Origin of the sequence: Klebsiella sp. K47 (assembly GCF_051858335.1) — a bacterium.
Classification (GTDB): Bacteria; Pseudomonadota; Gammaproteobacteria; order Enterobacterales; family Enterobacteriaceae; genus Klebsiella; species Klebsiella pneumoniae.
This window is the reverse complement of record NZ_JBPYUI010000015.1, coordinates 1-24,086: the sequence shown is the minus strand read 5'-3', so window position 1 is coordinate 24,086 and position 24,086 is coordinate 1. Positions and strand designations below refer to the sequence as shown.

Annotated in this window: 20 protein-coding genes; 13 read left to right on the top strand and 7 right to left on the bottom strand. The window is 57.3% G+C overall.

Annotation, left to right across the window (positions count from 1 at the left end):
• Positions 1-83 precede the first annotated feature (83 nt).
• From lysC to RRF55_RS15625, 3 genes are all read left to right on the top strand, one after another.
• Positions 84-1,433 (top strand): lysine-sensitive aspartokinase 3, encoded by a 1,350-nt coding sequence (gene lysC / locus RRF55_RS15635; RefSeq protein WP_004146591.1) that lies wholly within the window; start codon positions 84-86, stop codon positions 1,431-1,433.
• Between the two features lie 138 nt (positions 1,434-1,571).
• Positions 1,572-2,501, top strand: coding sequence for a ketopantoate/pantoate/pantothenate transporter PanS (gene panS, locus RRF55_RS15630; RefSeq protein WP_002884627.1), 930 nt, complete (start codon positions 1,572-1,574; stop codon positions 2,499-2,501).
• Between the two features lie 116 nt (positions 2,502-2,617).
• Positions 2,618-2,890: a DUF3811 domain-containing protein gene (locus tag RRF55_RS15625; RefSeq protein WP_002884625.1), complete on the top strand. Its 273-nt coding sequence runs from the start codon at positions 2,618-2,620 to the stop codon at positions 2,888-2,890.
• On the opposite strand, the gene rluF is transcribed toward RRF55_RS15625, so the two are convergent.
• On the bottom strand, positions 2,887-3,762 hold the full coding sequence (gene rluF / locus RRF55_RS15620; RefSeq protein WP_002884619.1) for a 23S rRNA pseudouridine(2604) synthase RluF: 876 nt from the start codon (positions 3,760-3,762) through the stop codon (positions 2,887-2,889). The two genes, RRF55_RS15625 and rluF, sit on opposite strands and share 4 nt — an antisense overlap.
• Positions 3,763-4,111: 349 nt before the next feature.
• Between rluF and RRF55_RS15615 the strand changes: the two genes are divergently transcribed.
• The 8 genes from RRF55_RS15615 to RRF55_RS15580 all read left to right on the top strand — a co-directional run bounded on the left by RRF55_RS15615 (position 4,112) and on the right by RRF55_RS15580 (position 10,653).
• Positions 4,112-5,059 (top strand): sugar-binding transcriptional regulator, encoded by a 948-nt coding sequence (locus tag RRF55_RS15615; protein ID WP_002884616.1) that lies wholly within the window; start codon positions 4,112-4,114, stop codon positions 5,057-5,059.
• Between the two features lie 70 nt (positions 5,060-5,129).
• Entirely contained in the window at positions 5,130-5,933 is an 804-nt protein-coding gene (locus RRF55_RS15610) for an SDR family oxidoreductase (protein WP_002884614.1), read from the top strand.
• Between the two features lie 9 nt (positions 5,934-5,942).
• Positions 5,943-6,350: a mannose/fructose/sorbose PTS transporter subunit IIA gene (locus RRF55_RS15605; RefSeq protein ID WP_009309461.1), complete on the top strand. Its 408-nt coding sequence runs from the start codon at positions 5,943-5,945 to the stop codon at positions 6,348-6,350.
• Positions 6,350-6,844 (top strand): mannose/fructose/sorbose PTS transporter subunit IIB, encoded by a 495-nt coding sequence (locus RRF55_RS15600; RefSeq protein ID WP_004151751.1) that lies wholly within the window; start codon positions 6,350-6,352, stop codon positions 6,842-6,844. The genes RRF55_RS15605 and RRF55_RS15600 overlap by 1 nt, the downstream gene beginning before the upstream one ends.
• A 65-nt stretch (positions 6,845-6,909) precedes the next feature.
• Complete coding sequence (locus RRF55_RS15595) at positions 6,910-7,710, top strand: PTS mannose/fructose/sorbose transporter subunit IIC (protein ID WP_002884608.1); 801 nt, start codon at positions 6,910-6,912, stop codon at positions 7,708-7,710.
• Positions 7,711-7,721: 11 nt separating this feature from the next.
• On the top strand, positions 7,722-8,546 hold the full coding sequence (locus RRF55_RS15590) for a PTS system mannose/fructose/sorbose family transporter subunit IID (RefSeq protein WP_032104777.1): 825 nt from the start codon (positions 7,722-7,724) through the stop codon (positions 8,544-8,546).
• Positions 8,547-8,618: 72 nt separating this feature from the next.
• The gene (sorE, locus tag RRF55_RS15585; protein WP_002884587.1) at positions 8,619-9,851 is read left to right on the top strand and encodes an L-sorbose 1-phosphate reductase; all 1,233 of its coding nucleotides are present in this window, start codon (positions 8,619-8,621) and stop codon (positions 9,849-9,851) included.
• Complete coding sequence (locus RRF55_RS15580) at positions 9,844-10,653, top strand: shikimate 5-dehydrogenase (RefSeq protein WP_020803742.1); 810 nt, start codon at positions 9,844-9,846, stop codon at positions 10,651-10,653. Before sorE ends, RRF55_RS15580 begins: the two co-directional genes overlap by 8 nt.
• 89 nt (positions 10,654-10,742) lie before the next feature.
• On the opposite strand, the gene RRF55_RS15575 is transcribed toward RRF55_RS15580, so the two are convergent.
• Positions 10,743-12,374, bottom strand: a complete 1,632-nt coding sequence (locus tag RRF55_RS15575; RefSeq protein ID WP_004177864.1) for a Na/Pi cotransporter family protein — start codon at positions 12,372-12,374, stop codon at positions 10,743-10,745.
• A 129-nt stretch (positions 12,375-12,503) separates the two neighbouring features.
• Positions 12,504-16,187, bottom strand: coding sequence for a methionine synthase (gene metH, locus RRF55_RS15570; protein WP_032439099.1), 3,684 nt, complete (start codon positions 16,185-16,187; stop codon positions 12,504-12,506).
• Positions 16,188-16,381: 194 nt separating this feature from the next.
• Here metH and iclR point away from each other — a divergent pair, with 194 nt between their 5' ends.
• Positions 16,382-17,212 (top strand): glyoxylate bypass operon transcriptional repressor IclR, encoded by an 831-nt coding sequence (iclR, locus tag RRF55_RS15565; RefSeq protein ID WP_002884578.1) that lies wholly within the window; start codon positions 16,382-16,384, stop codon positions 17,210-17,212.
• Positions 17,213-17,262: 50 nt separating this feature from the next.
• On the opposite strand, the gene aceK is transcribed toward iclR, so the two are convergent.
• The 4 genes from aceK to metA all read right to left on the bottom strand — a co-directional run bounded on the left by aceK (position 17,263) and on the right by metA (position 23,325).
• Positions 17,263-19,047: a bifunctional isocitrate dehydrogenase kinase/phosphatase gene (gene aceK, locus RRF55_RS15560; RefSeq protein WP_002884575.1), complete on the bottom strand. Its 1,785-nt coding sequence runs from the start codon at positions 19,045-19,047 to the stop codon at positions 17,263-17,265.
• A gap of 102 nt (positions 19,048-19,149) precedes the next feature.
• On the bottom strand, positions 19,150-20,454 hold the full coding sequence (gene aceA, locus RRF55_RS15555; protein ID WP_004192658.1) for an isocitrate lyase: 1,305 nt from the start codon (positions 20,452-20,454) through the stop codon (positions 19,150-19,152).
• 79 nt (positions 20,455-20,533) lie between these two features.
• A complete protein-coding gene (gene aceB / locus RRF55_RS15550) occupies positions 20,534-22,135 on the bottom strand; it encodes a malate synthase A (protein ID WP_032415842.1) in 1,602 nt (533 codons plus the stop codon).
• A gap of 260 nt (positions 22,136-22,395) precedes the next feature.
• Positions 22,396-23,325 carry a homoserine O-acetyltransferase MetA gene (metA, locus tag RRF55_RS15545; protein WP_004146576.1) on the bottom strand — a complete coding sequence of 310 codons (930 nt, stop codon included), beginning with the start codon at positions 23,323-23,325 and terminating at the stop codon, positions 22,396-22,398.
• Between the two features lie 156 nt (positions 23,326-23,481).
• Between metA and RRF55_RS15540 the strand changes: the two genes are divergently transcribed.
• Positions 23,482-23,943: an acetyltransferase gene (locus RRF55_RS15540; RefSeq protein ID WP_004178258.1), complete on the top strand. Its 462-nt coding sequence runs from the start codon at positions 23,482-23,484 to the stop codon at positions 23,941-23,943.
• Positions 23,944-24,086 lie beyond the last annotated feature (143 nt).

Here is a 24,086-nt window from a genome sequence, read left to right as displayed (position 1 = left end):
GCGATCCGGCGGCGTCCAGCCCCTGCCAGGATCGGTGCTCAGGAATCGTTTTAATAAGTCAGGCCCCCTGACACGAGGTTGTTATGACAGATCTAGTCGTCGCCAAATTTGGCGGCACCAGCGTTGCTGATTTTGACGCAATGAACCGCAGCATCGATGTGGCGCTGCTCGATGCCAATACCCGTATTGTTGTGCTCTCCGCCTCTGCCGGCGTGACCAACATTCTGGTGGCCTTAGCGGGAGGGCTGGAACCCACCGAACGTTTTTCCCAGCTGGACGCTCTGCGTCAGATCCAGTTCAATATTCTGGAGCGTTTGCGTTATCCCAACGTGATCCGCGAAGAGATTGAGCGCTTGCTGGAAAATATCACGACGCTGGCGGAAGCCGCCGCGCTCGCCTCCTCAACCGCCCTGACTGACGAACTGGTCAGCCATGGCGAACTGATGTCCACCCTGCTGTTTGTGGAAATTCTGCGTGAACGCGGTATTCAGGCGCAGTGGTTTGACGCCCGTAAAGTGCTGCGCACTAACGATCGCTTTGGCCGCGCCGAACCGGACATCGCCGCCGTCGCCGAACTGACCCAGCAGCAGCTGGCGCCGCGCCTGGCGGAAGGCCTGGTGGTGACCCAGGGCTTTATCGGCAGCGAAGCGAAAGGCCGCACCACCACCCTCGGCCGCGGCGGCAGCGATTATACCGCCGCTCTGCTCGGCGAAGCGCTGAATGCCACCCGCGTCGATATCTGGACCGATGTCCCGGGGATCTATACTACCGACCCGCGCGTCGCGCCGGCGGCGAAACGCATCGACGTCATCGCCTTTGAAGAGGCAGCGGAAATGGCCACCTTTGGCGCCAAAGTGCTGCATCCGGCGACCCTGCTGCCTGCCGTGCGCAGCGATATCCCGGTGTTTGTCGGCTCCAGTAAAGAGCCTAAAGCGGGCGGTACGCTGGTGTGTAAAACCACCGAGAACCCGCCGCTGTTCCGCGCGCTGGCGCTGCGTCGCCGGCAAACGCTGCTGACGCTGCACAGCCTGAATATGCTGCACTCCCGCGGCTTCCTCGCCGAAGTGTTCGGTATTCTGGCGCGCCATAACATCTCAGTTGATTTGATCACCACCTCCGAAGTGAGCGTGGCCCTGACCATGGACACCACCGGCTCGACCTCTGCGGGCGATACCCTGCTGACCCAGGCGCTGCTGACCGAGCTCTCTTCGCTGTGCCGCGTGGAAGTGGAAGAAAATCTGGCGCTGGTCGCCCTGATTGGCAATGAGCTGTCGAAAGCCTGCGGCGTCGGCAAAGAGGTCTTTGGCGTCCTCGAGCCGTTTAACATCCGCATGATCTGCTATGGCGCCTCCAGCCACAACCTGTGCTTCCTGGTGCCGGGCGACGATGCGGAGAAGGTTGTGCAGAAGCTGCATCATAATTTGTTTGAATAAAATTCCTTAGCACGATAAACAATACCTATAGCCGGGCTCGAACCCGGCTTTTTTATAACAACATCAACACAACCAGCTAACCTGCTCGCCGCCCATCGGGATGGCGCGGCCCGGTTCGCGTATCGCAAGGAACACAACATGCTCGCAACTCTGACGCGGCTGTTCCCGTTATGGGCACTGCTGCTCTCCGTTCTGGCCTATTACACTCCCACTACCTTCACCCCAATTGGCCCATGGGTCACCACCCTGCTGATGCTGATCATGTTCGGTATGGGCGTGCATCTGAAGCTGGAGGATTTCAAACGCGTCCTGTCGCGTCCGGCGCCGGTCGCTGCGGGGATATTTCTGCACTATCTGGTGATGCCGCTCGCCGCCTGGCTGCTGGCGCTGCTGTTTCATATGCCGCCGGAGCTTTCCGCCGGGATGGTGCTGGTCGGCAGCGTCGCCAGCGGAACCGCCTCCAACGTGATGATCTTTCTTGCCAAAGGGGATGTGGCGCTGTCGGTGACCATCTCCTCGGTCTCCACCCTCGTCGGCGTCGTGGCGACACCGCTGCTCACCCGTCTGTACGTCGACGCGCATATTCAGGTCGACGTCATGGGCATGTTGCTCAGCATTCTACAGATTGTGGTCATTCCTATCGCGCTGGGACTGATTGTCCATCATCTGTTGCCGAAGGTGGTGAAAGCGGTAGAGCCGTTCCTGCCCGCCTTCTCGATGGTGTGCATTCTGGCGATCATCAGCGCGGTGGTGGCGGGTTCCGCCGCCCATATCGCCTCCGTCGGCCTGGTGGTGATTATCGCGGTGATCCTGCATAACACTATTGGTCTGCTTGGCGGGTACTGGGGCGGACGTCTGTTTGGTTTTGATGAATCCACCTGCCGTACGCTGGCGATCGAGGTGGGGATGCAGAACTCCGGCCTGGCGGCCGCGCTGGGTAAAATTTACTTCGGCCCGCTGGCGGCGCTGCCAGGCGCGCTGTTCTCCGTCTGGCATAACCTGTCCGGTTCGCTGCTGGCCGGGTACTGGTCAGGAAAGCCCATCGCCAAAAAAGCCGACAAGCGCTGAGCGTGATACGTCCGGGCGCAGGCCCGGGCGTGTGCCTGCTTTAGTTGCCATACAGGCTATCAGTAAAATATTCATTGCCGTACACTGGGTGCTCTGGTCTGACTGAGGGCACCACCATGGCACTCCCCCGTATTACACAAAAAGAGATGACCGAGCGCGAACAGCGCGAATTGAAAACGCTGCTTGACCGCGCGCGTATTGCGCATGGCCGCCCGCTGAGCAATGCGGAAACGAACAGCGTGAAAAAGGAATATATCGATAAGCTGATGGCGCAGCGTGAAGCGGAAGCGAAGAAAGCCCGCCAGGTGAGAAAACAGCAGGCTTATAAAACGGATAAGGAAGCGACCTTTTCCTGGTCGGCGAATACGCCGACCCGCGGCAGGCGTTAACGCCCTTTCTTTTTACGTCCCGGCTGGGTGAAACGTTTCCCGTTACCAGCCGGGCGGCCCTTATCGTTGCTATTTTCCATCTTCACCACCGGGCGCTTGATGCCGGGAGTCGCCGCTTTGGCCTTCGGCCTGGCTTTCGGCTTCGCTTCGGAAGAGGAGTTTTCAATCAGCTTGAACAGGTCGATCAGCTCGTCATCGGTTAGATCACGCCATTCACCCAAGGGGATCCCCGTCAGGCTGACGTTCATGATCCGCGTACGCTCAAGCTTCGTCACTTCATAGCCAAAGTGCTCGCACATACGACGGATCTGGCGATTCAGCCCCTGCACCAGAGTGATGCGGAAAACGAACGGCGCCTCTTTCTTCACTTTACATTTTTTCGTCACCGTCCCGAGAATCGGTACCCCCGCGCCCATCCCGCGAATGAACTCATCGGTCACCGGCTTATCGACCGTGACCAGATACTCTTTTTCATGGTCGTTGCCGGCGCGCAGGATCTTGTTCACCAGATCGCCATGGTTGGTGAGGAAGATCAGCCCCTGAGAATCTTTATCCAGACGGCCAATAGGGAAGATACGCTTGCTGTGGTTGACGAAATCGACAATGTTGTCGCGCTCGCCGTCTTCCGTGGTGCTCACAATGCCGACCGGCTTATTCAGCGCAATCAGCACCAGATCATCCGCTTCACGCGGCTCAATCAACCGTCCGTTAACTTTGACTAAATCGCCAGGCTTCACCTGATCGCCAATGGTGGCGCGCTTGCCATTGATAAAGACGTTGCCTTGTTCAATAAAGCGGTCCGCTTCGCGACGCGAGCAGATGCCGCTTTCGCTGATGTATTTATTTAATCGGGTTGATGAGTCGGGCAGCATAGATTCTCCTGTAAAAGCGAAATATACCCTACCTTGTGGGCGAGAAAAAAGATGTGCCTTTGCGCCCTCCGGAGCAAGGTGTGATCGACTACGCCTTTTTTCACAAAAGTGTCCCGCTCAACGCCTGGCAACTTTGCATGATGAAATATCACAGAATCAGCGATTTAGCGTGCAATGCACAAAGGTGCCAACAACCCGCTATTGATAACGCAAATGTGCAAGATTATTCGCCAGATTAGGGTGATGAAATAAAAGAAAATCGCTTTAAACGGTGGCTCTAATAGGGTTATATCAGATCAACAGCACAAACCCGCGATTTGCACAAATGTGCAGGAGCCTGCAGATGACCATGGAAAACAGTGACGATATCCGGCTGATTGTCAAAATCGCCCAGCTCTATTACGAGCAGGATATGACTCAGGCGCAAATTGCTCGCGAGCTGGGGATCTATCGCACCACCATCAGTCGCCTGCTGAAGCGCGGCCGCGAGCAGGGCATTGTTACCATCGCCATCAACTATGACTACAATGAAAACCTGTGGCTCGAGCAACAGCTCAAGCAAAAATTTGGCCTGAAAGAGGCGGTGGTTGCCAGCAGCGATGGGCTGCTGGAAGAAGAACAGCTGAGTGCGATGGGCCAGCATGGCGCCCTGCTTGTCGATCGGTTGCTGGAGCCAGGCGATATCATCGGTTTTTCATGGGGCCGCGCCGTGCGTTCGCTGGTGGAGAACCTGCCGCAGGCCAGCCAGTCACGCCAGGTGATCTGCGTCCCCATCATCGGTGGACCTTCCGGTAAACTGGAGAGCCGCTACCATGTGAACACCTTAACCTACGGCGCGGCAGCCAGACTGAAAGCGGAATCCCACCTTGCCGATTTTCCAGCCCTGCTGGATAACCCGCTGATCCGCAACGGCATCATGCAGTCCCAGCACTTTAAAACCATCTCATCCTACTGGGACAGCCTGGATGTGGCGCTGGTGGGTATTGGTTCACCGGCCATTCGCGACGGCGCAAACTGGCACGCCTTCTACGGCAGCGAAGAGAGCGACGATCTCAACGCCCGCCACGTCGCCGGGGATATCTGTTCGCGTTTCTACGATATTAACGGCGGGTTAGTCGATACCAATATGAGCGAAAAAACCCTGTCGATCGAAATGGCGAAGCTGCGCCAGGCTCGCTATTCCATCGGCATCGCCATGGGGGAAGAGAAATACTCTGGCATTCTTGGCGCATTGCACGGACGCTATATTAATTGTCTGGTGACAAACAGAGAAACGGCTGAGTTATTACTGAAATAACACACAGGATATGATTTCACGCAGCACCCGCTGCGGGGGATCCCTTTATCTAAAGAAATGGGAGTGAATAATGAATACTTGGTTAAATTTAAAAGATAACGTCATTATCGTGACCGGCGGCGCCTCGGGAATTGGGCTGGCCATTGTCGATGAATTATTATCACAAGGTGCTCATGTCCAGATGATTGATATTCATGGCGGCGATCGTCATCACAATGGCGATAATTATCACTTCTGGCCGACGGATATTTCCAGCGCGACAGAGGTGCAACAGACTATCGATGCCATTATTCAGCGCTGGTCGCGTATTGATGGTTTGGTCAATAACGCTGGCGTGAATTTCCCGCGTTTATTAGTCGACGAAAAAGCACCGGCCGGCCGCTATGAATTAAACGAAGCCGCTTTTGAAAAAATGGTCAATATCAACCAGAAAGGGGTGTTTTTCATGTCGCAGGCGGTGGCGCGTCAAATGGTCAAACAGCGCGCCGGTGTGATTGTCAATGTCTCTTCGGAGAGCGGCCTGGAAGGCTCTGAAGGTCAAAGCTGCTACGCCGCGACCAAGGCCGCGCTCAACAGCTTTACCCGCTCCTGGTCCAAAGAATTGGGTAAATATGGGATCCGCGTGGTCGGCGTTGCGCCGGGGATCCTCGAAAAAACCGGTCTGCGGACACCGGAATATGAAGAGGCGCTGGCCTGGACGCGCAATATCACCGTCGAGCAACTTCGCGAGGGATATACCAAAAACGCCATTCCCATCGGGCGGGCAGGAAAACTCTCAGAAGTCGCTGATTTTGTTTGCTATCTCTTGTCAGCGCGCGCCAGCTACATCACCGGAGTCACCACTAACATTGCCGGCGGAAAAACGCGCGGTTAAGGAGGCAGTATGGTTCACGCTATCTTCTGCGCCCACGGCCAGCTGGCCGGGGCCATGCTTGATTCGGTATGCATGGTCTACGGCGAGGTTAACGTCAGCGCCGTCGCGTTTGTCCCCGGCGAAAACGCGGCGGATATCGCCATTAACCTGGAAAAGTTAGTAAGCGCCCACACCGATGAGGAGTGGGTAATCGCGGTAGATTTGCAGTGCGGAAGCCCATGGAATGCCGCAGCCGGGCTGGCAATGCGTCACCCGCAGATCCGGGTGATTAGCGGCCTGTCGCTGCCGCTGGCGCTCGAGCTGGTGGATAACCAGTATACCCTGAGCGCCGATGACTTATGCCAGCATCTGCAGGCCATCGCCAGTCAGTGCTGTGTGGTCTGGCAGCAGCCAGAAACCGTTGAGGAGGAGTTCTGATGCAAATTACCCTCGCCCGTATTGATGACCGACTGATTCATGGCCAGGTCACCACCGTGTGGTCAAAAGTCGCCAACGCCCAGCGGATAATTATCTGCAATGACGATGTATTTAACGATGAGGTTCGCCGGACCCTGTTGCGCCAGGCGGCTCCGCCAGGCATGAAGGTAAACGTTGTCAGTCTGGAAAAAGCGGTTGCGGTCTATCATAACCCGCAATATCAGGACGAGACCGTCTTTTATTTATTTACCAATCCACACGATGTTTTAACGATGGTGCGCCAGGGCGTGCAGATCGCCACGTTAAATATTGGTGGCATGGCCTGGCGACCCGGTAAAAAACAGCTAACCAAAGCCGTTTCTTTGGATCCGCAGGATATTCAGGCATTCCGTGAACTCGATAAACTGGGCGTAAAACTCGATTTACGCGTGGTCGCATCAGATCCGTCAGTCAATATTCTCGACAAAATTAACGAAACAGCTTTCTGCGAATAAAAAATAGCGCCTGTTGTGATATGCCGTAGCAGGCAGGATGACTCACACCTTAAAGGTCATAAATTATGGAAATTAGTACCCTACAGATAATAGCCATATTTATTTTTTCCTGTATTGCCGGAATGGGCAGCGTGCTGGATGAATTTCAGACCCATCGGCCCCTTATCGCCTGTACCGTGATTGGCCTCATCCTGGGCGATTTAAAAACCGGGGTTATGCTCGGCGGTACGCTGGAGCTGATCGCCCTCGGCTGGATGAACGTGGGGGCAGCGCAGTCGCCAGATTCGGCGCTGGCCAGCATTATCTCCGCCATTCTGGTGATTGTGGGCCACCAGAGCATTGCCACCGGTATCGCCATTGCTCTGCCGGTGGCCGCCGCCGGGCAGGTGCTGACCGTTTTCGCCCGTACCATTACCGTGGTGTTCCAGCACGCCGCGGACAAAGCGGCCGAGGAGGCGCGCTTTCGCACCATCGACCTGCTGCATGTCTCCGCACTGGGGGTGCAGGCACTGCGCGTGGCAATCCCGGCGCTGGTGGTCTCGCTGTTCGTTAGCGCGGATATGGTCAGCAGTATGCTCAGCGCGATCCCGGAATTCGTCACCCGCGGCCTGCAGATTGCCGGTGGTTTCATTGTCGTCGTGGGCTACGCGATGGTGCTGCGAATGATGGGCGTGAAATACCTGATGCCCTTCTTTTTCCTCGGTTTTCTCGCCGGGGGTTATCTCGACTTCAGCCTGCTGGCCTTCGGCGGCGTGGGCGTCATCATCGCGCTGATCTACATCCAGCTCAATCCACAGTGGCGTAAGGCTGAACCCGCCGCCTCCACTGCCCCCTCTGCCCCCGCCCTTGACCAGCTTGACGACTAATGGAGCCGAAAATGAAACAGAAAAAAATCACGCAAGGCGACCTGGTGAGCATGTTTCTCCGCTCCAACCTCCAGCAGGCCTCCTTTAACTTCGAACGTATTCATGGCCTGGGGTTTTGCTACGACATGATCCCGGCGATCAAACGCCTGTATCCGCTCAAAGCCGATCAGGTCGCGGCGCTGAAGCGTCATCTGGTGTTCTTTAATACCACGCCGGCGGTGTGTGGCCCGGTGATCGGCGTCACCGCCGCCATGGAGGAGGCCCGGGCTAACGGCGCGGCCATTGACGATGGCGCTATCAACGGCATCAAAGTGGGTCTGATGGGCCCGCTGGCCGGCGTCGGCGACCCGCTGGTCTGGGGCACGCTGCGGCCGATTACTGCGGCCCTTGGCGCCTCGCTGGCCCTCTCCGGCAACATTCTGGGACCTTTGTTATTTTTCTTTATTTTCAATGCAGTGCGGCTGGCAATGAAGTGGTACGGCCTGCAACTGGGCTTCCGTAAAGGGGTCAATATCGTCAGCGATATGGGCGGTAACCTGCTGCAGAAGCTGACTGAAGGCGCCTCCATTCTCGGCCTGTTTGTCATGGGGGTGCTGGTGACCAAATGGACCACCATCAATGTGCCGCTGGTGGTTTCCCAAACGCCCGGTGCAGACGGCGCCACCGTCACGATGACCGTCCAGAACATCCTCGATCAGCTCTGCCCCGGCCTGCTGGCGCTGGGCCTGACGCTACTGATGGTGCGTCTGCTGAACAAGAAAGTGAATCCGGTCTGGCTGATTTTCGCCCTTTTCGGCTTAGGCATTATCGGCAACGCCCTCGGCTTTCTGTCCTGATTATTCCGCCCCGGCGATGCCGGGGTGACGTCAACAACATAGCCCCGAAAGATGAAGGGGATGAGGTGGTTTATGCAAACAACAACGGCCCTGCGCCTGTATGGCAAACGAGACCTGCGCCTGGAAACCTTTACCCTCCCGGCGATGCAGGACGATGAGATCCTCGCCCGGGTGGTCACGGACAGCCTGTGTCTTTCCTCATGGAAAGAGGCCAATCAGGGTGCCGATCATAAAAAGGTGCCAGATGATGTGGCCACCAGGCCCATTATTATCGGTCATGAATTCTGCGGCGAAATCCTTGCCGTCGGTAAAAAGTGGCAGCATAAGTTTCAGCCAGGGCAGCGCTACGTGATCCAGGCCAACCTGCAGTTGCCCGACCGACCCGACTGCCCCGGCTACTCATTCCCATGGATCGGTGGCGAAGCCACCCATGTGGTGATCCCCAATGAGGTGATGGCGCAGGATTGCCTGCTCACCTGGGAGGGGGATACCTGGTTTGAAGGATCGCTGGTGGAGCCGCTCTCCTGCGTCATTGGCGCTTTCAACGCCAATTATCATCTGCAGGAGGGGAGTTACAACCACGTGATGGGGATCCGTCCTCAGGGACACACTCTGATCCTGGGCGGGACGGGGCCGATGGGGCTGCTGGCTATCGACTATGCGCTGCACGGCCCCATCAATCCTTCACTACTGGTAGTGACCGATACCAATAAGCCGAAGCTCAGCTACGCCCGCCGTCATTACCCCTCTGAGCCGCAGACGCTGATCCACTACCTCGACGGCCATGAGGCCAGTCGCGATACGCTGCTGGCGCTCAGCGGCGGCCATGGCTTCGACGATATCTTCGTGTTTGTGCCAAACGAACAGCTGATCACCCTGGCCTCCTCGTTGCTGGCTCCGGACGGCTGCCTGAACTTCTTTGCTGGCCCCCAGGATAAGCAATTCAGCGCCCCGATCAACTTCTACGACGTGCACTACGCCTTCACCCACTACGTCGGCACCTCCGGCGGTAATACTGACGATATGCGCGCCGCGGTGGCGCTGATGCAGGCGAAAAAGGTCCAGACGGCGAAAGTGGTCACCCATATTCTCGGCCTGAACGCCGCGGGCGAAACCACCCTCGATCTGCCTGCCGTCGGCGGGGGAAAAAAGCTGGTGTATACCGGAAAAGCCTTCCCGCTCACGCCGCTGGGCGAGATCGCCGATCCCGAACTGGCAGCGATTGTGGCGCGTCACCATGGGATCTGGTCCCAGGAGGCTGAAGCGTATCTGCTGGCCCACGCGGAGGATATTACGCATGATTAACCGCGATACGCTGCTGTGCATCTCCCTGGCGGGTCGCCCCGGCAACTTCGGCACCCGCTTTCATAACTATCTGTATGACAAGCTGGGATTGAACTACCTCTACAAAGCCTTTACGACTAAGGATATTGAGGCGGCGGTAAAAGGGGTTCGCGCATTGGGTATCCGCGGCTGTGCGGTCTCCATGCCGTTTAAAGAGAGCTGCATACCGTTTCTTGACGCGATCGATCCGTCAGCAAAAGTCATCGACTCCGTCAACACCATCGTCAACGACGACGGGAAGTTAACCGGGCTAAACACCGATTACATCGCGGTCAAAAGCCTGATCGCCAGCCATCGGCTCGATACCAACGCCAGAGTGATGATTCAGGGTAGCGGCGGCATGGGGAAAGCCGTCATTGCCGCCTTCCGTGATGCCGGTTTCCGCGACGTGATCATTGCGGCCCGCAATCGCCAGCGCGGCCTGGCGCTGGCAAAACAGTATGGCTTTCAGTGGCAGCCCCTGCCCGAAGGGATCGCAGCCGAGATTCTGGTCAATGTCACACCGCTGGGCATGGCGGGGGGAGCGGAAAGCAACACGCTGGCGTTCAGCGAGGCCATGGTGGCCCAGGCCAGCGTCGTGTTTGACGTGGTCGCGTTGCCGGCGGAAACTCCGCTGATCCGCCTGGCGCAACAACGGGGTAAGCAAACCATCAGCGGTGCGGAAGTTATTGCCCTGCAAGCCGTCGAGCAGTTCGCCCTTTATACCGGCGTACGGCCGGATAATGCGCTGGTGGCAGAAGCCTCGGCGTTTGCCAGAAGCTAGTGTCTCCCTCCCGGGAAAGGCGTCAGCCACCTCCCGGGAGGGCTATCGCGCCACAAAAGAAGCGACATAAACGGGGAAAATAACCCGTCTTAGTAGTCATCCCGTTCGTCGTCTTCATCCGGCTGCTCCATCACGCTGTAAGCCACCGAGCAGAACAGGCTGTTCAGACGCTTCATATCCCCCAGCAGCGCCAGGTGCAACGTACTGGTTTCGATGCTCTGCACGTTCTGCTGATGCAGACGGTCAACGTGCGCATGCGAGTAGCGGCGGTTAAGAATGCGGAACCGGTGTTTGCTGCGCCGCAGGCGGCGGGCGCTGGGCACATCGCTGGAGAAGAAGACCGACATCGCCAGCTGCAGGTTGCTGAGCAGCAGATCGTACAGGGCGTCCAGCTCCTTTAACCCTTCTACCGAGAAGGCGCGCCGCGCCGCCAGCGATTTATCGGCGATCTCGCTGCCCATTCGCTCGACGATATCGGACGCCTGTTCGAGGTTTAACGACATCTCAATAATTTCCGCCCAGCGCCGGGATTCCTCTTCCGCCAGCTCATCCTTTGGCATTCGCGCCAGATAGAGCTTAATAGCGGTGTAAAGTACGTTGATATCATCCGCCATACGGCGCAGCTCTTTCTCCTGACGCGGTTCGCCATGCATCACCTTGTGCAGGCTCTCCAGCATCTGCTCCATCGCGTCACCAATACGCAGCGTCTCACGCGCGGCATTGGCCAGCGCCAGCGCCGGGGTGTCCAGCGCCGACGGGTCGAGATGCTTGGGTTTGAGATGGTTATCCAGCTCGGGCTCATCGCGGATCAGACGCTGGCACAGCTTCGCCATCGGTCCGGCAAAGGGCACCATCGCGATGCAGCGCAGCAGGTTGTAAAAGACGTGGAAGTAGATAACCAGCTCGGACTCGGCCAACGGCAGCTTGTGCATCGCCGCGGCCAGCGGATGGACGAACGGCAGAATAATCAGGCTCCCCACCAGCTTAAACAGCAGGCTGCCCAGCGCCACCCGGCGCGCCGCCGCGTTCGCCGCGCTGTTGTTAAGCATCGCCAGCAGCCCCGATCCCAGGTTGGCGCCAATCACCAGACACAGCGCCACCGGGAAAGAGATCGCTCCCGCCGCGGTCAGCGTCGCCGTTAACAGCACCGCCGCCAGGCTGGAGTAGCTAATGATTGCAAATACGGCGCCAATCAAGGCATCCAGCATGATATCGCCGGTCAGCGAGGCGAAAATCACCTGCACGCCGTTCGCCTGGGTTATGGGGTGTACGGCCTGGACAATCAGCTCGAGGGCCAACAGGATCAGCCCCAGACCAATCCCCACCCGTCCAAGCTGCCCGGCGCGGGTCTGCTTGCGGCCGAGGAAGAAAATCACCCCGATAAATATCAACAACGGCGACAGCCACGACAGGTCGAAGGTCAACACCCTCGCCATCAGCGCCGTCCCGACGTCGGCCCCCAGCACCATCACCAGCGCTGGCATCAGACCCACTAAATCCTGGGCGACAAATGAGGTCACCAGCATGGTGGTGGCGTTACTGCTTTGCACCAGCGCAGTCACGCCAAGACCCGCGCAGAAGGCGAGCGGCTTTTTCTCTACGCTGCTACTGAGAACGGTACGCAGGCGAGCGCCATAGACGCGCATCACCCCGGTACGCACGATATGCGTGCCCCACACCAGCAGAGCAACCGCGGACAACAGGTGTAGCAGAGTTAACACGGAATCAGCTTCTCCTTATCGTTATAGGTTTTCCGAAGTTCAGGAACCTATCTCAGTATAAGGGGTTAACCTCAATAAAGAGACAAGGCGCTCACAGAGCGCCTTGTTTGTTGTAAGGAAAGATGACGACTAGTCCGCATCATAGCCCAGATTAGGCGCTAACCAGCGCTCGACCTCCGCCGGCGTCATTCCTTTACGCAGCGCGTAATCTTCGACCTGATCGCGCTGGATCTGCGCCACGGCGAAGTACTTGCTGTCCGGATGGCTGAAGTACCAGCCGGAAACCGATGCGCCCGGCCACATGGCGAACGATTCGGTGAGCTTCATGCCGGTATGGGCTTCGACGTCCAGTAGCTGCCAGATGGTCCCCTTTTCGGTATGCTCCGGACAGGCCGGATATCCCGGCGCCGGTCGGATCCCCTGGTAGTTCTCGCGAATAAGCTCCTCATTGCTGAGGTTCTCATTGGCCGCATATCCCCAGTAAACCTTGCGCACTTTCTCATGCAAATACTCGGCAAAGGCCTCCGCCAGACGATCGGCGATGGCTTTAATCATGATCTTGTTATAGTCATCATGCTGCGCTTCATAGGCGTCCGCCAGCGCGTCCTCTTCCAGGCCGCCGGTCACGGCGAAGGCGCCGATGTAGTCCGCCTTGCCGCTCAGCTTCGGCGCGACAAAATCGGCGAGGCAGTAGTTGGCGAAGCCAACCTTCTCCGTCTGCTGGCGCAGATGATGGCTCACCGTCAGCACGTGGGTGCGGGTTTCATCGCGATAGATTTCAATATCGTCGCCCACGCGGTTGGCCGGGAACAGACCCACCACGCCGCGCGGGTTCAGGGTTTTCTCTGCGCTCAGCTTATCCAGCAGCTCGTTAGCATCTTTGAACAGGCGCTGCGCCTCTTCCCCTACCACTTCATCTTCCAGAATGCGCGGATATTTACCCGCCAGCGACCAGGTCATGAAGAACGGCGTCCAGTCGATGTAGTTGCGCAGAGTCTCGATACTGGCTTCCACCGTCTGTACTCCCAGACGATGAGCCACCGGCGGCGTGTAGCTCTCCCAGTCAAAGGCCAGATCGTTTTCCCGCGCGGCGGCAAGGGTCACCGGCGGCGTACGCGGTTTTTTACGCCCATGCTGGATACGCACCGTTTCATACTCTTTGCGCGTGCGGGCGACAAACTCGTCGCGCTGCGTGTCCGAGAGCAGCGCAGACACCACGCCGACGGTGCGCGAGGCGTTCTGTACGTAAACGGTCGGGCCGCTGTAGTTCTGCTCGATTTTCACCGCCGTATGCGCTTTCGAGGTGGTCGCGCCGCCTATCAGCAGCGGGATGGTAAAGCCCTGGCGCTCCATCTCTTTCGCCACGTTAACCATCTCGTCCAGCGATGGGGTAATCAGCCCGGAAAGACCAATTAGATCCGCGTTTACCTCTTTGGCCGTTTTGAGAATTTTATCCGCCGGGACCATCACGCCAAGATCGATGATTTCGTAGTTATTGCACTGCAGCACCACCCCGACGATGTTTTTGCCAATGTCATGAACGTCGCCTTTTACCGTGGCAATCACCATTTTGCCGTTACTGGAGCCCTGCTCTTTACTGGCTTCAATAAACGGCTCAAGGTAGGCCACCGCCTGTTTCATTACACGGGCGGATTTCACCACCTGCGGCAGGAACATTTTGCCTTCGCCGAACAGATCGCCGACCACGTTCATGCCGTCCATCAGCGGCCCTTCAATGACCTCAATCGGGCGGGCGGCCTGCTGACGCGCTTCTTCGGTGTCCTGTTCGATAAATTCGGTAATGCCCTTAACCAGCGAATATTCGAGGCGTTTTTTTACTTCCCAGGTGCGCCACTCCGCCTGCTGGGCATTCGCGCCGTCGTCCGCTTTGCTGCCGCGATATTTTTCCGCCAGCTCAAGTAACCGTTCGGTACTGTCATCGCGGCGGTTGAGGATCACGTCTTCGACCGCGTCGCGCAGCTCGCGCGGGAGGTCATCATAGATGGCCAGCTGACCGGCGTTGACGATCCCCATGTCCATGCCGTTGCGGATCGCGTAGTAGAGGAATACGGCGTGGATCGCCTCACGTACCGGGTCATTACCGCGGAAGGAGAAGGAGACGTTGGAGACCCCGCCGGAGATCAGCGCATGCGGCAGCTCGCGTTTGATGTCTTCGCAGGCGCCGATAAAGTCCTGTGCGTAGTTGTTATGCTCTTCGATACCGGTGGCGACGGCAAAGATATTGGGGTCGAAGATAATATCTTCCGGCGGAAAGCCGACCTCTTCGGTGAGGATTTTGTAGGCGCGACGGCAAATCTCAATTTTACGTTCGCGGGTGTCGGCCTGACCAACCTCGTCGAAAGCCATCACCACCACCGCGGCGCCGTAGCGGCGAACCAGTTTCGCATGGTGGATAAAGGATTCGACGCCCTCTTTCATCGAAATCGAGTTAACGATGCCTTTGCCCTGAATACATTTCAGGCCCTTTTCAATGACTTCCCACTTGGAGGAGTCGATCATGATCGGCACGCGGGCAATGTCCGGCTCGCCGGCAATCAGGTTAAGGAAACGCACCATCGCCGCTTCCGCGTCGAGCATCCCCTCGTCCATGTTGATATCGATAATCTGCGCGCCGCTTTCCACCTGCTGACGCGCAACGTCCAGCGCTTCGCTGTACTTCTCTTCTTTAATCAGCCGCTTAAATTTCGCCGAGCCGGTGACGTTAGTTCGTTCACCGACGTTAACGAACAGGCTATCGTCGCCGATATTCAACGGCTCCAGGCCGGCGAGGCGGCAGGCCACCGCAATTTCCGGCAACTGACGCGGCGGCAGGCCCGCTACCGCCCGGCTCATGGCGGCGATATGCTCCGGGGTGGTACCGCAGCAGCCGCCAACGATATTGAGGAAACCGGCTTCCGCCCATTCGCGAATTTGCGTCGCCATGGTGTCGGCGTCCAGATCGTATTCGCCGAAGGCGTTGGGCAGGCCGGCGTTCGGGTGCGCGGTGACGTAGCATTCGGCAATGCGCGACAGCTCCTGGACGTACTGCCGCAGCTCGTCCGGCCCGAGGGCGCAGTTCAGACCAAACGATAAGGCTTCGGCGTGACGCAGCGAGTTATAAAAGGCTTCGGTGGTCTGTCCGGAAAGCGTGCGGCCAGAGGCATCGGTAATGGTCCCGGAGATCATCAGCGGTAGGTCAACGCCTAACGCCTCCAGCTCCTCTTTCACCGCATAGATGGCCGCTTTAGCGTTCAGAGTATCAAACACCGTTTCAATCAGGATCAGATCCACGCCGCCTTCCACCAGCGCCCGGGTGGATTCGCGATAGGCGGCCACCAGCTGGTCAAAGGTAATATTACGGAACGCCGGATCGTTCACATCAGGCGAGATAGAGGCGGTGCGGTTGGTCGGGCCAAGCACGCCCGCGACATAGCGCGGTTTTTCCGGCGTGCGGGCCGTCCAGGCGTCGGCGCTGGCGCGGGCCAGCTTCGCCGCGGCAAAGTTGATCTCGGCCGACAGGGATTCCATCTGGTAATCCGCCATCGCGATGGTCGTCGAGTTAAAGGTGTTGGTCTCAATGATATCCGCGCCGGCCTCGAAATAGGCGTCGTGGATCTCGCGGATCACTTCGGGTTTGCTGAGCACCAGCAGGTCGTTGTTGCCTTTCAGGTCGCACGGCCAGTCAGCAAAGCGCTCACCGCGAAAGTCCTGCTCACTCAGACGATAGCCCTGGATCATGGTGCCCATGCCCCCATCCAGAACCAGAATACGTTCTTTTAACTGCTGATGCAGTTGCTCAACTTTGCTGCTCACACTTGCTCCCGACAACGCTCGACTCAGGCCAAATAGCCAACAAACCATACTGGCATAAACCACCGGAGCGGAAAAGACAACAACGGGCAATATGAGACATGTTCAGCTTCACTCCTCCGATGAGTCCGGTTGTGATTGCATTATTGCCAAATAAAACGAAAATTATTTCCACGATACAGAAAAAGGAGTTCGCGATGGCCACTACCCCCATTCCCGCGAAACGCGGCAGAAAACCCGCGGCTGCCACTGCCCAGCAGGCTGGCGGTCAGGTTCAGTCGCTGACCCGCGGCCTGAAATTACTCGAATGGATTGCCGAGTCCCACAGCAGCGTCGCGCTGACCGAACTGGCGCAGCAGGCGGGTCTGCCCAACTCCACGACTCACCGTCTGCTGACCACCATGCAACAGCTGGGCTTCGTCCGCCAGGTTGGCGAGCTGGGTCACTGGGCCGTCGGGGCGCATGCTTTCGTGGTCGGCAGCAGCTTTCTACAAAGCCGCAATCTGCTGGCCATTGTCCACCCGATCCTGCGCCAGCTGATGGAAGATTCCGGTGAAACGGTGAATCTGGCGGTGCTCGACCAGAGCGACCACCAGGCGATCATTATCGATCAGGTGCAGTGCACCCAGCTGATGCGGATGTCGGCGCCAATCGGCGGTAAACTGCCGATGCACGCTTCCGGCGCCGGGAAGGCGTTTCTCGCGCAGCTGAGCGAAGAGCAGGTCACCAGTCTGCTGCACCGTAAAGGGCTGCATGCCTATACGCATGCCACGCTGGTCTCCCCGCTGCATCTGAAGGAAGATTTAGCCCAGACCCGCAAGCGGGGCTACTCTTTCGATGATGAGGAGCACGCGCTCGGCCTGCGCTGCGTCGCCGCCTGCATTTACGATGAACATCGCGAACCGTTCGCGGCAATCTCCATCTCAGGCCCCATCTCGCGTATGACCGATGATCGGGTGACTGAGCTGGGCGCGCTGGTGATCAAGGCGGCGAAGGAAGTGACGCTGGCGTATGGCGGGGTTAAATAAAAAAATGCCCCAGAGGGGCATTTTAAGTAGGCCTGATAAGCGTAGCGCCATCAGGCAGATCGGCGCACCTTGCCGGATGGCGGCGTAAACGCCTTATCCGGTCTACTGTCGGCGCCATAGCGCACGCTAAAACGCTGCTTGCGCCGGTAGGCGTAGACATCTTCCACATGGCCGTTTTTAATCCGCATCTGCAGTGCGCGCCAGTAGTCGGCGCGCAGCAGGTCGGCATGCATCTCTTCAAACAGTGGCCCAATGCGCGGGTCGGCGCACAGCCAGTGGCGGAACTCCTCCGGAAACACATCGCCAGGCGAAACGCTGTACCACGGCTCGCTGGCCAGCTCATCCTCCGGATAGCGCGGCGGCGGGATCTCGCGAAAATTCACTTCCGTCATATAGCAGATTTCATCATAGTCGTAGAACACCACCCGGCCATGGCGGGTGACGCCGAAGTTTTTAAATAACATATCGCCGGGAAAGATGTTGGCGGCGGCCAGCTGGCGGATAGCATTGCCATACTCTTCTACCGCATCACGCAATGCCTGGCCGTTAACCTGCTCCAGCCACAGGTTGAGCGGCACCATTCGCCGTTCAATATAGAGATGGCTGATGACTATGCGGTCGCCGAGATCGGTGAGTTTGTTCCCCGCTTCCGCCTGCAGCAGCGCCAGCAGCGCCGGCGCGATTTGCCGTTTATCCAGCACGAAATTTTCAAACTCCTGGGTGTCCGCCATCCGCCCGACGCGGTCATGCTCCTTTACCAGCTGATAGCAAGCCCGCACATGGGCGGCGGTCATCTCTTTCTGCGGCGCGAAGCGGTCCTTGATCACCTTAAACACCCGGTCAAAGCCCGGCAGGGTAAACACCAGCATCACCATCCCGCGAATACCCGGCGCTTCAATAAACTGCTCATCGCAGCGAGTAATGTAGTGTAGATATTCGCGATAGCTTTCGGTTTTGGCATGCTTCTGACAGCCAATCGCCATGTACAGCTCGGCCGTCGTTTTACCCGGCAAGATCTCGCGCAGCCATTCCACCAGGGCGCCGGGCAACGGCGCATAAACCATAAAATAGGAACGCGCGAAGCCAAAAACGATACTCGCTTCGGCATGGGTTGTGAGGCAGGTGTCAACAAACAGCTCACCCTCTTCGCTGCGGTGGATCGGCAGCAAAAAAGGCAGCGTCGCCATCGGCATGACCAGTTTGCCCACCAGCCAGGCGGCTTTATTGCGGTAGAACAGCTCATTGGCGACCTGCAGATGACAGGTGGCGAGCAGTTCCTCCCCCAGCGCCTCCTGCAGACTGGCAATGATATAGCCGATATCCCGCGCTTTGTTTTGCCACGGTAGCCGCAGCGGCAGATCGGACAGTACTTTACCCAGCAGGTGCGACCAACCGCGTTCCGGAAAGAAATCTTTCGCCAGCGGTCGCGGGAGGGTACGAAAGGGTCGCTCGGGCTGCGAGCTGAAAATAAAGAGCCGCTCGGGGGTCAGCGAGCGGTGGTCAAACAGGCGGCAATAGACCGAATTGAAAAAGCTCTCAGCAATTTCAAAGCGAGGGTAATCCGGTAAAAGTTGGGTGTACTGCTGTTTCACCCGCAGAAGAAAATCGACGTCGGTGCTTTTCCCTTCGGTGATGCAGCGCAGCTGCTCTACTACCAGGCCCACGTGGTGATCGTAGAGATGGATCCGCTGCTTCATCGCCTGCTGCACGGCGTGCCAGTCAGCCTGTTCAAAGCGCTGCTGCGCGCCGGAAGTGACTTCAAGAAAACGCCCATACTGCGCGTCAAATCCCTGCAATATCGTTTGGGCAATCAGTAATTCCAGACCACGCGTCATCGCTTTCCCCCATCCGGCGCTACGTCATGCCGGATGGCGCGCTCGCTTATCCGGCCTGCGTCCTCTTGCAGGCCCGGTCAGCGTCGCGCCACCGGGCATGGCTTAAAACTGATCTTCTTCGGTCGAGCCGGTCAGCGCCGTTACCGACGAGGTACCGCCCTGGATAATGGTGGTGACCTTGTCGAAGTAGCCGGTGCCCACTTCCTGCTGATGCGAGACGAAGGTGTAGCCTTCCGGCCCGGCGGCGAATTCCGGCTGCTGCACTTTCTCAACATAGTGGCGCATCCCCTCACCCTGAGCGTAGGCATGGGCGAGGTCGAACATGTTGAACCACATGCTGTGGATCCCCGCGAGGGTAATAAACTGGTATTTGTATCCCATGTCCGACAACTGCTGCTGGAAGCTGGCGATGGTTTTATCATCGAGATTTTTCTTCCAGTTAAACGACGGCGAGCAGTTATAGGCCAGCAGTTTGCCCGGGAAACGCGCATGGATAGCCTCGGCAAAGCGGCGCGCCTGCTCGAGATCCGGTTTCGACGTTTCACACCACACCAGATCCGCATACGGCGCGTAGGCCAGCCCGCGGCTGATCGCCTGCTCGATCCCGGCGTGGGTGCGGAAGAACCCTTCGCTGGTGCGATCCCCGGTAATAAACTCACGATCGTACGGATCGCAGTCTGAGGTAATTAAATCCGCGGCGTCGGCATCGGTACGGGCGATGACCAGCGTCGGGACCCCCATCACGTCGGCCGCCAGACGCGCCGCCACCAGCTTCTGAATCGCCTCCTGAGTCGGAACCAGCACTTTACCGCCCATATGGCCGCACTTCTTCACCGATGCCAGCTGATCTTCGAAGTGAACAGCCGCTGCACCGGCTTCAATCATCGATTTCATCAGCTCAAAGGCGTTCAGGACGCCGCCAAAACCGGCCTCCGCATCCGCCACGATCGGCAGGAAGTAGTCGATAAAGCGCGGATCGTTCGGTTCAATTCCCGCTGACCACTGGATCTGATCGGCGCGGCGGAAGGTGTTGTTGATCCGATCCACCACCGCCGGTACCGAGTTGGCCGGATACAGCGATTGATCCGGATACATGCTGGACGCCAGGTTAGCATCCGCCGCCACCTGCCAGCCGGAGAGATAAATGGCTTCGATACCCGCCTTCGCCTGCTGCAAGGCCTGGCCGCCGGTCAGCGCGCCGAGACTGTTGACGTACCCTTTTTTCGCCTCCCCGTGCAGCAGACGCCATAGTTTCGCCGCGCCAAGCTGCGCCAGCGTGCATTCCGGATTCACCGAGCCGCGTAACTTCACCACCTCTTCCGCGCTGTAGGGACGGGTAATGCCTTCCCAGCGCGGGTTCGTCCATTCTTTGTTTAATTCTTCGATTTGTTGGGTACGGGTTTTCATGTGCAGATGCTCCATATAATTTCCTGGCTCCCCAGGCTCATAGGTGAAGGACTAAATGGCGAACCACACCATCTGGCGATTAGGCCAGCATGCGGTAGCCCGGCAATGTCAGAAAATCAATTAGCTCGTCGGAGGTGGTGATCTGCTCCATCAGTCGCGCCGCATCGTCAAAGCGGCCGTGGCTGAAGCGGTGCTCTCCCAGCTCCTCCTGAATCACCATCAGCTCTTCCGCCAGCCACTGGCGGAACAGCGCCTTAGTGACTGGGGTACCGTCGTTCAGGGTTTTCTGATGATGGATCCACTGCCAGATAGAGGTGCGCGAGATCTCGGCCGTTGCGGCGTCTTCCATCAGGCCATAAATCGGTACGCAGCCGTTGCCGGAGATCCACGCTTCGATGTACTGCACCGCCACGCGAATGTTGGCGCGCATTCCGGCTTCCGTGCGTTCGCCCTCGCAGGGAGCCAGCAGTTGTTCAGCGGTAATTGGCGCATCCTCGCTCCGGGTGACCGAGAGCTGATTCGGCTTATCGCCCAGCACGCGGTCAAACACCGCCATGGCGGTATCCGCCAGGCCCGGGTGGGCGATCCAGGTCCCATCGTGACCGTTGTTGGCCTCCAGCTCTTTATCGGCGGTGACTTTACTCAGCACCTGGCGGTTACGTTCGGTATCTTTGCTCGGGATAAACGCCGCCATACCGCCCATCGCAAACGCGCCGCGTTTGTGGCAGGTCTTAATCAACAAGCGTGAGTAGGCGCTGAGGAAGGGTTTATCCATCGTCACCACCTGCCGGTCCGGCAGTACGCGATCCGGATGGTTTTTCAGCGTCTTGATATAGCTGAAGATGTAATCCCAGCGGCCGCAGTTCAGGCCAACAATATGGTCGCGCAGCGCATGCAGGATCTCATCCATCTGGAACACCGCTGGCAGCGTCTCAATCAGCAGCGTGGCCTTGATGGTGCCGCGCGGCAGGTCAAAGCGATCTTCCGTAAAACTGAAGACATCGTTCCACCATGCCGCCTCCTGCCAGGCCTGTGTTTTTGGCAGATAGAAGTAGGGACCACTTCCTTTCGCCAGCAGCGCCTGGTAGTTATGAAAGAAATAGAGCGCAAAATCGAACAGGCTGCCGGGGATGGCCTCATTACGCCAGGTCACATGCTTTTCCGGCAGATGCAGGCCGCGCACACGGCATACCAGCACAGCGGGATTGGGCTGCAACTGATAGATTTTGCCGGCCTCGTTGGTGTAGCTGATGGTTCCGTTCACGGCATCGCGCAGGTTGATTTGACCATCAATGACTTTGCGCCAGTCAGGCGCCAGCGAATCCTCAAAGTCCGCCATAAAGACTTTGACGTTGGCATTCAGCGCGTTAATGACCATCTTGCGCTCGACGGGGCCGGTGATTTCCACGCGGCGATCCTGCAAATCAGCCGGGATACCGCGAATAGTCCAGTCGCCATTTCTAATGGAAGCAGTTTCCGAAATAAAATCCGGAAGCTGCCCGTCGTCAATAGCCTGCTGTTGCTGCAAACGCGCGGCCAGCAGCTTATTGCGCGCCGGCGTAAAGCGGCTCACCAGTTCCGTCAGAAATTCTACCGCCTCAGGCGTTAAGATCTGCTTCTCCTGCTCGCCATAGGGCTGACTAAAGGCCAGTTCATCGGTGATTGTCGCCTGCTGCGTCATTGTGCTGCTCCTCTTGGTTGATCCGCTGGAAGCGAGCGAAAGATCGTTGTGCAGTTTTCGCTCAGCACAATTAAGACTACTCAATTAATTTCCAAAATCAAAAACAATTTCCATTTTAATTTTAAATTATCATTAACACATTGATAACAATGAAATTAAAGTTATCATCGTGTATGAAGTGAATTTCGGAAATAAAAAAGGCACCCGAAGGTGCCAGAGGCAAAATGCTGAAACGCTTTAGGATCGTCTCACGTAGAGTATTATTCCAGCGTCGGATTCATATGACGCAGATCGTATGGCGTAATCTGGTAGACGTAATAGTTAAGCCAGTTAGCGAACAGCAGATTGCCGTGGCTGCGCCAGGTGGCGCGCGGTTTGTTCTGCGGGTCGTTTTGTGGGAAATAGTTATGAGGTATCTCAGGGTTCAAACCGGCTTCCACATCGCGGAAATATTCACTTGCCAGGGTATTGGCATCGTACTCCGGGTGGCCGGTGACAAAGGCGATGCGCTTATCTTTGCTGGCGAACAAATACGCATCGCCCTCTTCCGTCTCCGCGAGGATCTCAAGATCGGTATAGTCGCGAATAAGTCCGGCCGGAAAATCAGCATAGCGTGAGTGCGGGGCCAGGAAAGAGTCGTCGAAACCGCGGGTCAGTAAGGCGTGCGGATGAAGAATATGGTGTTCATAGACGCCGGAAATCTTTTCGGCGCGGGTCTGCTTGGGAATGCCGTACAGAATATTCAGCGCGGCCTGAACCGCCCAACAGACGAACAGCGTCGAAGTGACGTGATCCTTGGCCCACTCCAGCACCTGTTTGATCTGCGGCCAGTAAGCAACATCGTTAAACTCAACCAGGCCTAAAGGAGCGCCGGTAACAATCAGGCCGTCAAAGTTCTGATCGCAGATCTCATCGAAATTACAGTAAAAGTTATTCAGATGCTCCGCAGGGGTATTACGCGACTCGCGCGCATCGATACGTAATAACTGGATATCCACCTGCAGCGGAGAGTTTGATAGCAGACGCAGGAACTGATTTTCCGTCTCGATTTTCTTCGGCATCAGGTTGAGGATTAACACCTTCAGGGGGCGGATTTCCTGAGTCGTTGCACGTGTTGTCGTCATTACGAAGACGTTTTCATTGCGCAAGAAATTGACGGCTGGCAGCTCGTCCTGCACCCGAATTGGCATAACTGTATTACCTCATAGCATACGTATAAACGTTTAGACATCCAGATAGCTGAAGATAACCAGGAATCGGGTGAATGTCGAGTCTGCATGTTCACGGTGAGAAAATTTCACGGCGCTTGTTGAGTTAGAATATAAGAATGTAGAAAAGGAGAAAGTATGGTTATTAACATCCGCCGTTCCCGGCCTGATGAAGGGGATAAACTGACTGCGATCTGGTGTCGGTCGGTCGACGCCACGCATGATTTTCTGACAAAAGCGTATCGAAAGGAGCTGGAGGAGATGGTACGCGCATTTTTACCGGAGGCTCCGCTGTGGGTGGCGGTTAATACGGAAGACCAGCCGATCGCCTTTATGCTGCTGACCGGAGATCATATGGATGCGCTGTTCGTCGATCCGGATGTCCGCGGCTGTGGCGTGGGGAAGTTGCTGATTGAGCATGCGCTGTCGTTAACGCCGAAGCTGACGACCAATGTAAATGAGCAGAATGAACAAGCGGTCGGGTTTTATCAGAAGATGGGTTTTAGGGTGACAGGGCGCTCTGAAACGGACGATCTGGGGCAACCGTATCCGTTATTGAATTTGATGTATGAGCAGCAGGCTGAAGCAGACTACGATTGACGTCGGTAACTTTGCGGCATTGATGTCCCCTCGGCCAGCAGGTGGCCGAGGATCCGTAGCCCCGGTAAGCGCAGCGCCACCGGGGAGACATACCGGCACGCTGGCCGGACGACAGAAACGCAAAAAGCCCATCCGGCAGGATG